The organism is Streptomyces sp. NPDC014764 (assembly GCF_043082785.1).
Classification (GTDB): Bacteria; Actinomycetota; Actinomycetes; order Streptomycetales; family Streptomycetaceae; genus Streptomyces; species Streptomyces althioticus.
In genome coordinates, this window is record NZ_JBIBXY010000002.1 from 226,406 (window position 1) to 241,261 (window position 14,856).

The 14,856-nt window shown below is 73.4% G+C and carries 10 protein-coding genes; 3 read left to right on the forward strand and 7 right to left on the reverse strand.

What is annotated here, in order from left to right; genetic code table 11:
* Positions 1–30: 30 nt before the first annotated feature.
* Both ACF1AG_RS06120 and ACF1AG_RS06125 read right to left on the reverse strand, forming a co-directional pair.
* A complete protein-coding gene (locus ACF1AG_RS06120; protein ID WP_391809383.1) occupies positions 31–3,942 on the reverse strand; it encodes a glycoside hydrolase family 2 TIM barrel-domain containing protein in 3,912 nt (1,303 codons plus the stop codon).
* Between the two features lie 242 nt (positions 3,943–4,184).
* Complete coding sequence (locus ACF1AG_RS06125; protein WP_359604367.1) at positions 4,185–5,708, reverse strand: potassium/proton antiporter; 1,524 nt, start codon at positions 5,706–5,708, stop codon at positions 4,185–4,187.
* 363 nt (positions 5,709–6,071) lie between these two features.
* Here ACF1AG_RS06125 and ACF1AG_RS06130 point away from each other — a divergent pair, with 363 nt between their 5' ends.
* Together ACF1AG_RS06130 and ACF1AG_RS06135 are read left to right on the forward strand one after the other, a co-directional pair.
* On the forward strand, positions 6,072–6,503 hold the full coding sequence (locus ACF1AG_RS06130; protein WP_359604365.1) for an NfeD family protein: 432 nt from the start codon (positions 6,072–6,074) through the stop codon (positions 6,501–6,503).
* Between the two features lie 4 nt (positions 6,504–6,507).
* Positions 6,508–7,530, forward strand: a complete 1,023-nt coding sequence (locus ACF1AG_RS06135) for an SPFH domain-containing protein (RefSeq protein WP_359604363.1) — start codon at positions 6,508–6,510, stop codon at positions 7,528–7,530.
* 213 nt (positions 7,531–7,743) lie between these two features.
* On the opposite strand, the gene ACF1AG_RS06140 is transcribed toward ACF1AG_RS06135, so the two are convergent.
* Positions 7,744–8,787, reverse strand: coding sequence for a saccharopine dehydrogenase family protein (locus tag ACF1AG_RS06140; protein WP_391809384.1), 1,044 nt, complete (start codon positions 8,785–8,787; stop codon positions 7,744–7,746).
* 127 nt (positions 8,788–8,914) lie between these two features.
* On the opposite strand from ACF1AG_RS06140, the gene ACF1AG_RS06145 reads away from it, so the two are divergent.
* The gene (locus tag ACF1AG_RS06145) at positions 8,915–9,850 is read left to right on the forward strand and encodes a helix-turn-helix domain-containing protein (protein WP_359604359.1); all 936 of its coding nucleotides are present in this window, start codon (positions 8,915–8,917) and stop codon (positions 9,848–9,850) included.
* Positions 9,851–9,954: 104 nt separating this feature from the next.
* Here the strand turns inward: ACF1AG_RS06145 and ACF1AG_RS06150 are convergent, their stop codons facing one another.
* From ACF1AG_RS06150 to ACF1AG_RS06165, 4 genes are all read right to left on the reverse strand, one after another.
* Positions 9,955–10,470 carry an O-acetyl-ADP-ribose deacetylase gene (locus tag ACF1AG_RS06150; protein WP_359604357.1) on the reverse strand — a complete coding sequence of 172 codons (516 nt, stop codon included), beginning with the start codon at positions 10,468–10,470 and terminating at the stop codon, positions 9,955–9,957.
* The gene (locus ACF1AG_RS06155) at positions 10,467–11,876 is read right to left on the reverse strand and encodes an NAD(P)/FAD-dependent oxidoreductase (protein ID WP_359604355.1); all 1,410 of its coding nucleotides are present in this window, start codon (positions 11,874–11,876) and stop codon (positions 10,467–10,469) included. The genes ACF1AG_RS06150 and ACF1AG_RS06155 overlap by 4 nt, the downstream gene beginning before the upstream one ends.
* Positions 11,877–11,997: 121 nt before the next feature.
* Positions 11,998–12,843: an inositol monophosphatase family protein gene (locus ACF1AG_RS06160; RefSeq protein ID WP_359604354.1), complete on the reverse strand. Its 846-nt coding sequence runs from the start codon at positions 12,841–12,843 to the stop codon at positions 11,998–12,000.
* A gap of 102 nt (positions 12,844–12,945) precedes the next feature.
* Complete coding sequence (locus ACF1AG_RS06165; protein WP_359604352.1) at positions 12,946–14,775, reverse strand: gamma-glutamyltransferase; 1,830 nt, start codon at positions 14,773–14,775, stop codon at positions 12,946–12,948.
* Positions 14,776–14,856 lie beyond the last annotated feature (81 nt).

Consider the following 14,856-nt stretch of genomic DNA (forward strand, 5'->3'; position numbering starts at 1 on the left):
GTTACCCCGGGCTCCCTTGAGTGTGCCGCGCTATTCGACGGCGGTCGGCCGGCGGGACAGGGCGTGTGCCCGGTCCGGAGCGGTGAGCGGGCGCAGCCGGTAGGTGTAGGCGTAGTCGCGGTCCGCGAAGAGCTTGAACTCGTCGTGGGTGTGCGCGCCCCAGCTGTCGTCGCCGCCCACGCCCGTCTGCCGGTGGTTGACGCGCAGGACGACCGCGTCGCGCGGGGTGAGCTGGTAGTCGTGCCGGACGCCCGCGGACAGGTCCTCCGGGGTGAAGTGCGAGGCGTTGATCTCGACGAGGGGTTCGCCCGTCACCAGCAGCCCCCGCCCCGTCCGGTCGGTGAGCGCGGCCCAGCGGACGTCGGTCTTGTTGCCGTTCTCCTGCGGGCGGATGTACGGCGTCCACTGCTCGGCCACGGTCGAGGACCAACGGCCCACATCCGTGCCGGTGTTGCGGTCCCAGTGGTTCTCCTCGGGGCCGCGCCCGTACCAGTGCAGCCGGTCCAGGCGGCGGGGCAGGAACAGCAGGGAGCCGACCTCGGGGAGGTACGGCAGGTTGGCGGCGCCCGGGTGGAGGGTGTGGTCCACCTTGATCTCGCCGTTGCCGAAGACCGTGTACGTCGTGGAGTAGGCGGACTCGACCGTGGTGGGGAGGGTGCCGGTGACGCGGACCTCGACGGCGCGGTCGCCGAGTGGCCGTACGGTGACGTCGGTGACCGTGCGGCGGGCGCCCGCGTCGCGCCAGGTCTGGTTGCGGAGGTGCTGGCCGTTGCCGCGGTCGTTGTCCGTGGGCGCCCGCCAGAAGTTGGGCGCCGGCCCGGAGGTGAGGAGGCGGGTGCCGTCGGCCTCGTAGTCGGTGAGGAGGCCGGTGCGGCGGTCGACGGTGACCGAGAAGCCCTTGCCGGTGATGCGGACGTCCTGGTCACGGGTCTCGTGCCGCAGCGCCGGGACACGGGACAGGGGCACGGGCACGACCGCCGGGGCGTCCGCGCCGAGCGGGAGCTGGTGCCGGGCCACCTCGAAGCCGGGCTCGGCCCAGGGGGTGTGCTCCCGCGTGGTGAAGGACAGCTGGAGGAAGAACTCGGTGCCCGGGGCCGGGTCACGGGGCAGGCGCACAGGCAGGTCGACGCGCTTCTCGGACAGCGGCGCCAGGTCGAGCTGGTCCCGGGTGAGGCGTCCGCGGCCGATCACCTCGCCGTCCGCGGAGAGCTCCCAACGTCCGTCGAAGTCGCGGAGGTTGGTGAAGAGGTACTCGTTGGTGAGGGTGACCGCGCCCGGTCCGCCGCCCGGGGTGCGAACGGCGCCGACGGCCTGATGGACGCGTTTGATCTCGGCCGCCTTGCCGCCGAGCGAGCGGTCGGCGGTGACGATGCCGTCCGCGACGAACGCGCCGTCGTTGGGGTTGTCGCCCCAGTCCCCGCCGTACGCGAGGAAGGTCTTGGCCTCGGGGCGTTTCCGCTCCGTCCGCACGGTGGCGGCGTCGAACCAGAAGCGCACGCCGTCGTCGCCGGGCGCCCGGTCGTCGGAGCCCAGTTCTGCGGTGGTGAGGGCGCGGGCGTAGACGCGGGCGCGGCGGATCGTGCCGTCGAGCTCCCGGGTCTGGTTGTCGGCGTCGGAGGCGAGGGACAGCGGGGCGGTGTTGCTGGTGGGCCGGCGGTCGGTGGTGCGGGTGGCTCGGACCGCGCCGTCGACGTACAGGCCGAGGACGCCGGTGTCGGCGTCGAAGACGCCCGCGACATGGTGTTCCTTGCCGCTCCAGTCGTCCGGCACCGTCCAGTTGACGGCGATCCACTGGCCGTCGGAGTGGATGAAGAACTCCATCCTGCGGTCGGTCTGTTTGAGCGCGTACTGGGTGTCGCCCTTGGCGATGACCGGCTGGTGGTAGCCGGGCACGCTCGGGGTGAACCATGCCTCCAGGGTGAGGGAGCCGGTGAGGTCGAGGCTGTCGTGCCGTTCGAAGAGGGTGATGCCGGACAGTCCCTCGTCCCGGTCGAGGCGGCCTCGGGTGGCGAGGATCTCGCCGCGCAGCGCGGCCGGCCCCGACTCGGTGAGCAGGACCCGTTCGGGGACCGGTGTGCGGAGGGACTGGTCGGCGAAGTCCCAGATCCAGCCGCCCTGGAGCACGTCGTGCCGGCGCACGACGTCCCAGTACTTCTTGAAGTTGCCGTTGGAGTTCCCCATCGCGTGGGAGTACTCGATCATCACGTACGGCCGGGTGTCGGCGGTGTCGAGGGCGCGCTGCTCGACGCGGGCGGGGCTCTCGTACATGCGGGAGCGGATGTCGCTGATGCCGGGCCGGTCGTCGCCCTCGTACTGGATGACACGCGTGGTGTCGTAGGAGCGGATCCAGTCGTGCATGGCGGTGAAGGTGGAGCCGCCGCCGGCCTCGTTGCCGAGCGACCAGACGACCACCGAGGGGTGGTTCTTGTCGCGGTGGACCATGTTCTGCGCGCGGGCGACGCAGGCGGCGGTCCAGTCGGGGTGGTCGCCTGGGTAGCGGTCGCGGATGCCGTGGGTCTCGAGGTTGGTCTCGTCCACGAGGTAGAGGCCGTACTCGTCGGCCAGTTCGTACCAGAGCGGATTGTCCGGGTAGTGCGAGGTGCGGACGGAGTTCATGTTGAGCCGTTTGACGATCGTGATGTCCCGGACCATGTCCTCGCGGGTGAGGGCGGTGCCGCGGGCCGGGTGCATCTCGTGGCGGTTGGTGCCGCGGAAGGAGACGGGGCGGCCGTTGATCCGCATCAGCCCGTCCTTCAGCGCGAACTCGCGGATGCCGACGCGGTGGGAGAGGGTCTCCACGACCGTGCCGGACGGGTCGCGGAGCCGGAGGACGGCCGTGTAGAGGTACGGGTCCTCCGCCGACCACAGCCGCGGCTCGGGCACCGCCCGTGACGCCCGTACGGTGACGTCCCGGCCGGCCTGCACGGAACCCGGGTCGGCGGTCTGCCGCAGCGGCCGGGACCACACGGCGTGCCCGCGCGCGTCGTAGAGCTGCGTCTCGACGGTGTACCGGCCGCCGCCCGCGCCGTCGCCGTACGCCCGCACATGCGCGGTGACGTCCAGCTCGGCGGCGGTGTACGTGTCGTTCAGCGGCGTCTCCAGCTTGAAGTCGCGCAGGCGCACGGGCGGGGTGGAGTACAGGAAGACCGAGCGGAAGATGCCGCTCAGCCGGATCATGTCCTGGTCCTCCAGCCAGTCGCCGTCGGAGTAGCGGTAGACCTCGACCGCGATCTGGTTGGTGCCTGGGCGGAGGTGGTCGGTGACGTCGTACTCGGACGGTGTGTAGGAGTCCTCGTCGTAGCCGACGAGTTCTCCGTTGATCCACACGTAGTGCGCGGACTTGACGCCCTCGAAGTGCAGGAAGACGCGGCGGTCGCGCCAGTCGCGCGGGACGGTGAAGGTGCGGCGGTACTGGCCCACCGGGTTGTAGCGGATGGGCGCGGCGGGCGGCTGGGGTTCCTCGCCGCGGCCGTTGGGGCCCCAGTAGGGGTAGGTGATGTTCAGGTAGATCGGGAAGTCGTGGCCGTGCAGCTGCCACACCGACGGGACCGGGATCGTGTCCCAGCCGCTGTCGTCGGTGTCGGTGCGGTGGAAGTCGGGGTCGCGGTCCTCGGGCCGGTCCGCGTAGGCGAACCTCCAGACGCCGTCGAGGTCCAGCCGGTACGGCGAGCGGGTGCGGTCGGCGGCCACCGCCTGCGGCACGTCGGCGTACGGCATGAGCGTGGTGTGCGGGGGTTCGGTGCCCAGGCGGAAGACGCCGAGGTCGTTCCACTCCGGTGGGGCGTCGTCGGCCCGTGGGCGCGGACCGGCCGCGTGCGCGGCGCCGGAGGGGGCGGCGAGCGCGAGGGCGCCGAGCACGGCGGCGCCGGACTCCAGGAGACGGCGGCGGCTGACGACGGGGCGGGCGGGACCTGCGGCGGGAGACACGTGCGGGTGCGGCATGACCGTGGCCTTCCTCGGTGCGACAGGGCACTGCACGGACTGAGGGCACGCCGGATCCCCCGGCGGCGCGGCGTCACGGCGACGACGTCACGCCGGAGGAGAACCACGACGGGTGGTGACGGTGCGACTACTGAGCCCGCCACACACTAGGACTCGCACACAAACGAAGCAATGATGCCGTCGGACTCTGTGCGGTCGTGGTGGTTCCGCGCTCTTCTCCCTGCATCACGGCGGTCGGCCGGTCAGCCGCTCGTGACGGAGCCTTCCGGGTCCGGCGTGCCGTGTTCGCCGAGCCAGCGGGCGAGCTTGCCGCGCCGGCCGATGGCCCGCAGCCGGCGTTCGGTGTCCTCGCGGGTCTCCGGGGTGGCGATGAGCAGGAGCTCGTCCCCGGCGCGCAGCACGGTCTCGCGGTCCGGCACCAGCGTGGTGTCCTCACGGACGATCAGGGTGACGACGGTCGGGTGCGGCAGCCGCAGCTCGAAGACGGCGACCCCGTGCAGCTGGGAGCCCTGCGGGATGGACACGGTGAGCAGGTCGGCGTCCAGGACGTCGAGGGGCGCGGCCTCCACCTGGATCTCGCGCAGCGCGTCCGTGCGCACCAGGCCGAGGCGGCGGGCGACGGCGGGCAGCGTGGGCCCCTGGAGCAGGGTGAACAGGGCCACCAGCACGAACACGATGTTGAGGATCTCGCGGGCGTGCGGCACGTCCTCCACCACGGGGAAGGTGGTGAGCACGATGGGGACCGCGCCGCGCAGCCCTGCCCAGGAGATGAACGCCTGCTGACGGAGCGGGATGCGGAACGGCAGCAGGCACAGCAGCACCGAGACGGGCCGCGCGACGAGCAGCAGCACCAGGCCGACGACGAGGGCAGGCAGGACCGCCTGGGACAGCTCGCTGGGATCGACGAGCAGGCCGAGCATCACGAACAGGCCGATCTGGGCGAGCCATCCGGCGCCCTCGGCGAAGGACCGGGTCGCGGCGCGGTGCGGCAGTTTGGAGTTGCCGAGGACCAGCCCCGACAGATAGGCGGCGATGATGCCGCTCGCGCCTACCGCGCCGGCGGCGGCGAAGGCGGTGATGCCGAAGCCGACCGTGGCCAGCGGGTAGAGGCCGGTGGCGGGCAGCGCGATGTGGCGCAGGGCGACGGCGCCCAGGAGACCGATCAGCACGCCGAGCGTGCCGCCGGCCGCCAGCTGGAACAGCAGGTTGCCGAAGAGGGGGCCGATCGCCGGGAGGTCGGAGGTGGCGGTGGAGAAGACCAGGACGAGGATGATGGTGGGGGCGTCGTTGAAGCCGGACTCCGCCTCCACGAGTCCGGTCAGCTTCCGGGGCAGGGGCAGCGCCCGCAGCACGGAGAAGACGGCGGCCGAGTCCGTCGAGGAGACGATCGCGCCGAGCAGCAGCGCCACGTTCCAGTCGAGCCCCAGCAGGAAGTGGGCGCCCGAGGCGGTGACCAGCACGGACAGGAACACGCCCACGGTGGCCAGCACGCCCGCGGGCGCCACCAGTCTGCGGACGTCGCTCCACTGGGTGGTCAGACCACCTTCCACGAGGATCACGGCCAGGGCCGCGGTGCCGAGCGCCTGCGCGAGCTGGACGTCGTCGAAGGCCAGGCCGAGCCCGTCCTCGCCGGCCACGATCCCCACCGCGAGGAACAGCAGCAGACTGGGCAGACCCACCCGGTGCGCGGTGCGGGCGGCGGCGATGCTGGCCAGCAGCACCGTCCCCGCGATGAGCAGCGTCACGTACAGCTCGGGCAGGGTCATCAATCAGTTCCTCGTACCGTCCTCGGCCGTCCGTCGGTCGCCGGCATCCCGGTCCCGTCCACGACGCTGTGCATCACGATCACACCGGGCAGGGCGAGACAGGCGCACATACACGCCCGGCGGGCACCGGCGTCGAAGGGATCAAGGGGGCCGTTCGAACCCTCACCCGAGAAGGTGGGTCAGCGCCATAAGGGTCATCACCCAATTGGAGGCGTGCCGGACATGTACGGCGGGAATGCTGGGTGCACGGACCTCGGCACCCGGGCCGCGACTGGGTAAAGTGGTGGCAAAGGTGCCGGCTCCCCCTCGCGTGCCGGCCGGCGCCGGCCGAAGCCCTCCACCCCGGGTGAGAAGAGGCGCGACATGGACCCTTGGCTGATCTGGCTGATCGTCGCGGCCGTCCTGGCCGTGGCGGAGATCTTCACCCTCACCGCCGCCCTCGGCATGCTGAGCGCGGCCGCGCTGGTCACGGCGGGTGTCGCGGCGGTGGGTCTGCCGCTGTGGGTCCAGCTGGTCGCGTACGCCGCCCTCGCCGCGGTCACGCTGCTGTTCGTCCGGCCGCTCGCCCTCGGGCACCTCCGGCGCCCGCCGCGTACGCGCTTCGGTGTGGACGCGCTCGTGGGCAAGCCCGCGCAGGTGCTGACGGCCGTGTCGGGCACCGACGGCAGGGTCCGCATCGACGGCGAGGAGTGGACGGCCCGCAGTTACGACGAAACGCTGGTGATCTCGCCCGGCACTACCGTCGACGTCATCGAGATCAGTGGCGCCACCGCGATCGTCTACCCACGGGACTGAAGCCATGGACATCTCCGCCCCCCTCGTCGCCGGGCTGCTGGTGGCGCTGCTCGCGATCTTCACGGTGATCCGGGCGGTGCGCATCGTGCCCCAGGCGCGCGCCCGCAACGTGGAGCGGCTGGGCCGCTACCACAAGACCCTGACCCCCGGCCTCAACCTCGTCATCCCGTACATCGACCGGGTGCACCCGCAGATCGACCTGCGCGAGCAGGTCGTCTCCTTCAAGCCGCAGCCGGTCATCACCGAGGACAACCTGGTCGTCGAGATCGACACCGTGCTGTACTTCCAGGTCACCGACCCGCGCGCGGCCTTCTACGAGATCGCGAGCTTCCTCCAGGCGGTGGAGCAGCTGACCGTCACCACCCTGCGCAACGTGGTCGGCTCCATGGACCTCGAGAAGACGCTCACCTCGCGGGACACCATCAACAGCCAGCTGCGCGGGGTGCTCGACGAGGCGACCGGCAAGTGGGGGCTTCGGGTCAACCGCGTGGAGATCAAGGCCATCGACCCGCCGCAGTCCATCAAGGAGGCCATGCAGAAGCAGATGCGGGCCGAGCGGGACAAGCGGGCGGCGATCCTGGGCGCCGAGGGCCAGCGCCAGTCGCAGATCCTCACGGCGGAGGGCGACAAGCAGGCGGCCGTGCTGCGCGCGGAGGGCAACCGGACCGCCGCGATCCTGGAGGCCGAGGGCCAGTCGCGCGCCATCGACGAGGTCTTCCAGGCGATCCACCGCAACGACCCCGACCCGAAACTGCTCGCCTACCAGTACCTCCAGGCGCTCCCCCAGCTCGCGCAGGGACAGGGCAACAACTTCTGGGTGATCCCCAGCGAGATCACGACGGCGCTGCAGGGCGTGTCGAAGGCGTTCAGCGAGTCGCTGCCGCCGTCACCGGCGACCCGGGCGAAGCCCGCCGCGGACGACGAGGCCGCGGCCAGGGCAGCCGACGACACGGCGGAGGCGGCACAGGCCGCCGCCGAGGCGGTGGCGGACGCGGCGGAGGCGGACCGCCGCCCGCCGCGGGCCTGAACGCACGCGGCGGGCACCGGGGGCCCGGCCGTACGCGGCCGTGCGGCCCACCGTGCAGGGGCCGTGGCCGCCACGCGGGGACGTCCCGGCCGGCCCCGGAAGCCCCGTCGGCCCTACGCCGCGTACGCAGCCGCGCCGCGCGTGTGCGGAACGGCCGCCCGGGAGCGTGAGGCTCAGTACGGACTCACGTCGGGTAAGGCGGTCGGGCTCGGGTCAGGCGTTCTGCTTCTGCGGGTGCAGGTCGAGCGTGATGTGCGGGTCGAGCGCCTGCAGGAAGTCGGGGGCGTCGAAGATCTCTCCGGCGGAGGCGACGCCGACGGTCTTGGTGCGGCCGGTCAGGACGCGCGCGAGAGCCTCGGTGACGAGGGGCGCGGTGACGGCGTAGATGTCCTGGCCACCGGCCGTGGCCCGGCGTTCGGCTCCGCCGGAGCGGACGACCACGTCGACGAGGAAGGTCTGGTTCGAGCGCCCGCGCTCGTCGATGGCGGTGGGGGCCGGCGTGTGAGGGGCGGCGACGTCTCGGGCCGCCTCGGCGCTCATGTAGGTGGTCACCTCGGGGATGCAGAGGTGCTGGGGGACGGTGACGACGTCCGCCATCGTGAACTCCCCGATCACCGGCCGGGGTCCCATCGGTTCCGGGAAGGTCCACTCCAGGGTGGGCGCGGCGTCGGTGCGGCGCTCCCACTGTCCGCCGGTCCAGCGCAGGCGGTGGGCGCCGCGCCGCTCGCGGGAGACCGCGCCCGAGAGCCGGGTGCCGGCGGTGGGGTGCCAGTCGCTGAGGGCGTAGGCGATGTGCGCCTCGTCGGCCTCGGTCCAGTCGCCCATCGCCGTGGTGGTCAGCAGGTCGCCGAGGCCGCCGAAGAAGGCCATGGCCGGGACGATCACCGCTCCCGCGTCCCGGGCCCGCTCCCGGTAGCGGGCGAAGGTGTCGAGGTTGGCCTCGAGCTCTGCGGCCACGTCCAGGTAGGGGATCCCCGCCCGGAGCGCGGCCTCGACGACAGGGCCGGTGGTCGATGCGAAGGGGCCGGCGCAGTTGATGACCGCCGCCGTGCCGGCCAAGGCCCGATCCAGCGAGGCCGGGTCCTCGGCCGACGCCACCCGGGCCTCCTGCCCGTGCTCGCGGGCCATCTCCTCCAGGGTCCGCACGTTGCGCCCGGACAGCACCGGGACGAACCCGCGGGCGGCCAGCTCCGCGACCACGAACCGCCCGGTGTGACCGTAGGCGCCGAACACCGTCACCAGCTGACCTGACCCCATGGAACTCTCCCGTGTGCTCGAACGCCCGCTGCGAGGTCGATCCGCTGCGGCCTGACACCCCCATCCTGTCCCTCCGGCAGCACCCCGCAGGAGCGTCGGAAACGACATGTCACGTACAGTTCCGGACATGCCCGCCGTCGCGCTGGCCGTCACCGACGGCATGCTCCACTACGAACTGTCCGTGGCTCTGGAGGTCTTCGGGACCGACCTGACCCACGTCGTGGACCCCTGGTACGACTTCTCCCTCTGCGGGAGCGGTCCGGTGTCCGTGGACCGCTTCCGACTGGAACCCGACCGAGGACTCGACCACCTCGCGGACGTGGACACAGTGATCGTCCCCGGCTGGGCCGACACCGACCGCGACCCGCCCGCCGAACTGGTCGAGGCGGTACGCGCGGCGCACACGGCGGGTGCCCGCGTGGCCTCACTGTGCACGGGCGCCTTCATCCTGGGCGCGGCCGGACTGCTCGACGGCAGGCGCGCCACCACGCACTGGGCCCACACGCGGGAACTGGCCCGGCGCCACCCGGCGGTCACCGTCGACCCGGACGTCCTCTACGTCGACAACGGCGACGTCCTCACCTCCGCGGGCAAATCCGCCGCCATGGACCTGTGCCTGCACCTGGTCCGCCTCGACCACGGCGCGGCCAACGCCAACAGGATCGCCCGACGCCTGGTCACCCCGCCCCACCGGGACGGCGGCCAGGCCCAGTTCATCACCACCCCCCTCCCCGCCGTGGCGAACCACCCCCTGGGCGAGCTCTTCCCCTGGGCGCTGGAGCGGCTGGACCAGCCGCTGACCGTGGAGGACCTGGCCCGTCAGGCCGGCATGAGCTCACGTCACCTCGGCCGCCACTTCAGGCGGCTCACCGGGACCACGCCACTGCAATGGCTCCACGCCCAGCGCATTCGCCACGCCCAGGAGCTGCTGGAGACCACCGACGCCACCGTGGACAGCATCGCCGCGGCCACCGGCATGGGGACCGCCACCACCCTGCGCCGCCACTTCCACCGCAGCGTCGGCGTCCCGCCCGACGCCTACCGGCGCACCTTCCGTCCGTGAGGAGGGCCAGGGCCTTCCGTCCGTGAGGAGGGCCAGGCCCTGACGGCGGGGACGACAGTCACCGGACAGGTGCCGGAACCGCGGGACGGGCTCGGGCGCGTCGGTCAGGTCGTACGGGCGGTGAAGGCCTGGTGGGCCCGGTCGTCGAAGAGGACGAAGGTCACTTCCTCGACGGCCGTGTCCGTCGCGCGGACCGTCTCCACGGCGATGCGGGCCGCGTCGTCCAGCGGCCAGCGGTAGACGCCCGTGGAGATCGCGGGGAAGGCGACCGTGCGGGCGCCCAGTTCGTCGGCGACGCGCAGGGACTCGCGGTAGCAGGAGGCGAGGAGCCCGGAGCGGTCCTCCGTCGCGCTGTGCACCGGGCCGACCGTGTGGATCACCCAGCGCGCGTCCAGCCGGCCCGCGGTGGTGGCCACCGCCTGCCCCGTCGGGAGCCCTCTGCCGTAGTGGGAGGCGCGCAGGGCGCGGCACTCGGCGAGGATCTCCGGGCCGCCACGCCGGTGGATCGCGCCGTCGACACCGCCTCCGCCGAGCAGGGACGAGTTGGCCGCGTTGACGATCGCGTCGGCGCTCTGCCGGGTGATGTCGCCCTGGACCAGGGCGATCCTGGGGGCCGTCATGTCTGGCGGAGCCTCCTCCACACCGCCTTGGCGGCGTTGTGCCCGGGCATGCCGTGCACGCCGGGACCCGGCGGGGTGGCCTGCGAGCAGATGAACACGGCCGGGTGCGGTGTCGTGTACGGGGACAGGGACAGCTTGGGGCGCAGCAGCGTCTGGAGCCCGGAGACGGCCCCGGTGGCGATGTCACCGCCGACGTAGTTGGCGTTGCGTGCGGCCAGTTGGGGCGGGCCTGCGGTGGCGCGGGCCAGGACGCGGTCGCGGAAGCCGGGGGCGAACCGCTCCAGCTGGCGTTCGATCGCGTCGGTGAGGTCGCCGTCCCAGCCGTGCGGGACGTGCCCGTAGGCCCAGAAGACGTGCTTGCCGTCCGGGGCGCGGGTGGGGTCGACGACGGAGGGCTGCACGGTGATGAGGAACGGCGCGTCGGGGGTCCGCCTCTCCCGGGAGGCGGCGCGCAGGGCGGCGCCGATCTCCGCGCTGTCCGCGCCGATCTGCACGGTCCCGGCCCTGCGTGCCTCGGGGGCGGTCCACGGGACGGGCCCGTCCAGCGCGTAGTCGATCTTGAAGACGCCGGGGCCGTAGCGGTAGCGGGCGTAGTGGTCGCCGAAGCCGGCGATACGGGCCAGCGCGGTGGGCGAGGTGTCGAAGACGTACGCCCGTGCCGGGGGCAGGTCGTCGAGCCGCTTGACCTCGTAGTCGGTGTGCACGCTGCCGCCCAGTTCGCGCAGGTACCCGGCGAGGGCGTCGGAGATGGCCTGGGAGCCGCCGCGGGCGACGGGCCAGCCACGGGTGTGGGCGGCGAGGGCGAAGACCAGGCCTATGGCCGAGGTGGCGAAGCCGCTGAGCGGGGCCATCACGTGGGCGACGAGGCCGGCGAAGAGGGTGCGGGCGCGCTCGTCGCGGAAGCGGCGGGCCAGCCAGGTCGACGGGGGCAGGCCGACGAGGCCGAACCGGGCGAGGGTGACCGGGTCGCGGGGCAGCGCGGTGAGCGGCAGCGACATGAAGTCGCGTACCAGGGTGTCCCAGCGGTGCAGGAAGGGCGTCACGAGCCGCCGGTACGCGCCGGCGTCGCGCGGCCCGAAGGAGGCGGCCGTCTCGCCGACCGAGCGGGACAGCACGGCCGCGGTGCCGTCCGGGAACGGGTGGGCCATGGGCAGCTCGGGATGCAGCCACTCCAGCCCGTACCGCTCCAGCGGCAGGCCGCGGAAGGCGGGCGAGCTGACGGCGAGGGGGTGGGCGGCGGAGCAGGGGTCGTGCCGGAAGCCGGGGAGGGTCAGCTCCTCGGTGCGGGCGCCGCCGCCGACGGTCCCCTTGGCCTCGAAGAGGGCCACCGAGAAGCCGCGCCTGGCCAGTTCCACGGCGGCGGTCAGCCCGTTCGGCCCCGCCCCCACCACGACCGCATCGAGCATCGACGGCACCTTCGGACTCCTTCGTCAGCCGACGGCCACAGAGGATCAGGATATGCCCGGCGGCGCGCGGGACCGGACGGCGTCCGGTCACCCGCACCGCGCCGCCCGGCCTCCCGCACGGTCAGACGGCCGCGGACAGCAGCTCCACCGTCCGTCGCGCGGTGGCCTCGTCCCGCGCCGCGGTGAACGGCAGCGTGTTGCCGCCGCGGATGTCGAAGGGCCTGCCCGCGCGGGTGAGGTGGGTACCGCCCGCCTCCTCCACCAGCAGCAGGCCGGCCGCGTGGTCCCAGGCCAGCTCCCAGCTGAACGCGGTGGCGTCAAGCTCGCCCCGGGCCACCGCCAGGTACTCGAGACCGGCCGAGCCGCAGGGGCGCGGGGTCACGCCGTCGGTGCGCAGGCCGAGGAGGGCGCGCTTCTGCTCGGCGGTGGTGAAGTCCGGGTGGGAGGTGGCGACGCGGAGGTCCCGGCCGGGCTCCGGGGAGCCGGTGCGCAGCGGCTCGCCGTCGAGGCGGGCACCCTGTCCGCGCACGGCGGTGGCCAGCAGGCCGAGGGCCGGGGCGTACGTCCAGGAGGCCTGCACCACGCCGTGCAGGGCGAGGGCGACCAGCGTGCAGTAGCCGGTCTCGCCGCGCACGAACTGGCGCGTGCCGTCGACGGGGTCGACGATCCACACCGGCGCGTCCCCGCGTATCGCCTCGTACGACGACGGGTCGGCGTGCACCCCCTCCTCGCCGACCACCACGGAGCCGGGCAGCAGGCGGGGCAGCTCCGCCGTGAGGCGCCGCTCGGCCTCGCGGTCGGCGTCGGTCACCACGTCGTGCGGCCCGCTCTTGTGGTCCACCTCGTGGGCGGCGAGACGGCGCCAGCGCGGCACGATCTCCCGCGCGGCGGCATCACGGACCGCGGCCTCCACGTCCTGGGTGTGCCGGGTGAGGAACTGGTCGATGGTCGCGTGGGTCTCGATCACCCGTCCATGAGAGCACGCCGCACCGACAGCCCCGGCCCGCCCGGGGACGATCTCGGGTGCGGGCGGCGCGGAAATGGGCTGCCCGCACCCGGTGGCATGGGCTCAGCGGCCCACCGCGTACCCCTGCTGCCCGCGCGGGTTGGCGGCCGCCGAGAGGACACCGGTGTCCGGGTCGCGGGCCACCGCGCACAGCCGGCCCTCGGACCAGGCGTCGCCGACGGTGACGTCGTGGCCGCGGCGGCGCAGCTCCTCGACGGCCTCCGGGTCGGTGCGGGACTCCACGGTGACGCTGCCGGGCCGCATGCCGCGAGGGTAGAACGAGCCGGGGAAGCTGTCGTTGTGCCAGTTCGGGGCGTCGACGGCGCCCTGGAGGTCGAGTCCGCCGCGCACCTTCGCGCGCAGGGCGACGGCGAGGAAGAAGTGCAGCTGCCACTGGTCCTGCTGGTCGCCGCCGGGCGTGCCGAACGCCATGACCGGCACGCCGTCGCGCAGGGCGAGGGACGGGGTGAGCGTGGTGCGGGGACGGCGGCCCGGGGTGAGGCTGTTGGGCAGGCCCTCCTCCAGCCAGGTCATCTGGAGCCGGGTGCCGAGCGGGAAGCCCAGCTCGGGCACGACGGGGTTGGACTGGAGCCAGCCGCCGCTGGGTGTGGCGGAGATCATGTTGCCCCAGCGGTCGACGATGTCGAGGTGGCAGGTGTCCCCGCGGGTGGCGCCGTCGGCGGAGACCTCCGGTTCGCCGGGCACGGGCGAGGTGGGGCTCTTGGCGACTGTCGGCTCGCCGACGCCCATGGGGACGGAGCCGGGATCGTCGGTGGCGACGACGCGCGCGTGGGCGGCGAGCCGGGGCGTGCGGCCGCCGGGGCTGCCGGGGCGCAGCTCGTGAGAGGCGCGCGGGCCGACCAGGGTGCGCCGCTCGGCGTTGTACGCGGCGGACAGCAGGTCGTCGAGCGGCACGTCTGCGGCGTCGCCGTACCAGGCCTCGCGGTCGGCCATGGCGAGCTTGCAGTTCTCGATCAGGAGGTGCATGTAGGCCGCTGAGCCGTGGGGCGGCAACTCGTCGGGGAGCAGGGCGAGTTGCTGGAGGAGTGCCGGGCCCTGGCTCCAGGGGCCCGCCTTGCACACGGTCCAGCCGTCGAAGTCGTACGTGACCGGGTCCTCGTAGCCGGCCGACCAGGCGGCGAGGTCGTCGGCGGTGAGGGTGCCGGTGTGGCGCTTCCCGCTGGTGTCGAGGGTGGGCCGGGCGGCCTGCCGGACCAGGGCCTCGGCGACGAAGCCGGTGCGCCACACGTCGCGGGCGGCCTCGATCTGCGCCTCCCGGTCGCCCGCTCCCGCGACCTCGGCGAGGAGCCGCTTCCAGGTGGCGGCGAGGGCGGGGTTGCGGAAGAGCTCGCCGGGGCGCGGCGGGCGCCCGCCGGGCAGGTAGACCTCGGCGGAGGTGGTCCACTCCGTCTCGAACAGCTCGCGCACGGTCTCCAAGGTCTCGCCGACCCGCTCCACGGGCGGGTGGCCGTCCTCGGCGTAGCCGACGGCGTACTTGAGGACGTCGGCGAGGGACTTGGTGCCGTGGTCGCGCAGCAGGAGCATCCAGGCGTCGAAGGCGCCGGGCACGGCGGCGGCGAGGGGTCCGGTGCCGGGGACGAGGTCGAGACCGAGCCCCTTGTAGTGGGCGACGGTCGCGCCGGCCGGGGCGACGCCCTGCCCGCACAGCACCCGTACGTCCCCGCCGGCCGGGGCGAGGATCATCGGCACCTCGCCGGCCGGGCCGTTGAGGTGGGGTTCGACGACGTGCAGCACGAAGGCGCCGGCGACGGCGGCGTCGTAGGCGTTGCCGCCGTCCTCGAGGACGGCCATGGCGGACTGGGAGGCCAGCCAGTGGGTGGAGGACACCATGCCGAAGGTGCCCTGGAGGGTCGGTCGGGTGGTGAACTGCATCCCCTGCCCCAGGTGTTCGCGTCGTCCGGCCCTCGCACCACCCGCTCCGGGCCGGTGGCCTCAGCCATTGCCGCACGCAGG

Excerpts from the sequence above, each read along its gene's own strand:
- ACF1AG_RS06120 (WP_391809383.1), bottom strand. The coding sequence starts at position 3,942 with ATGCCGCACCCGCACGTGTCTCCCGCCGCAGGTCCCGCCCGCCCCGTC.
- ACF1AG_RS06135 (WP_359604363.1), top strand. The coding sequence starts at position 6,508 with ATGGACATCTCCGCCCCCCTCGTCGCCGGGCTGCTGGTGGCGCTGCTC.
- ACF1AG_RS06145 (WP_359604359.1), top strand. The coding sequence starts at position 8,915 with ATGCCCGCCGTCGCGCTGGCCGTCACCGACGGCATGCTCCACTACGAA.
- ACF1AG_RS06130 (WP_359604365.1), top strand. The coding sequence starts at position 6,072 with ATGGACCCTTGGCTGATCTGGCTGATCGTCGCGGCCGTCCTGGCCGTG.
- ACF1AG_RS06125 (WP_359604367.1), bottom strand. The coding sequence starts at position 5,708 with ATGACCCTGCCCGAGCTGTACGTGACGCTGCTCATCGCGGGGACGGTG.
- ACF1AG_RS06165 (WP_359604352.1), bottom strand. The coding sequence starts at position 14,775 with ATGCAGTTCACCACCCGACCGACCCTCCAGGGCACCTTCGGCATGGTG.
- ACF1AG_RS06150 (WP_359604357.1), bottom strand. The coding sequence starts at position 10,470 with ATGACGGCCCCCAGGATCGCCCTGGTCCAGGGCGACATCACCCGGCAG.
- ACF1AG_RS06155 (WP_359604355.1), bottom strand. The coding sequence starts at position 11,876 with ATGCTCGATGCGGTCGTGGTGGGGGCGGGGCCGAACGGGCTGACCGCC.
- ACF1AG_RS06140 (WP_391809384.1), bottom strand. The coding sequence starts at position 8,787 with ATGGGGTCAGGTCAGCTGGTGACGGTGTTCGGCGCCTACGGTCACACC.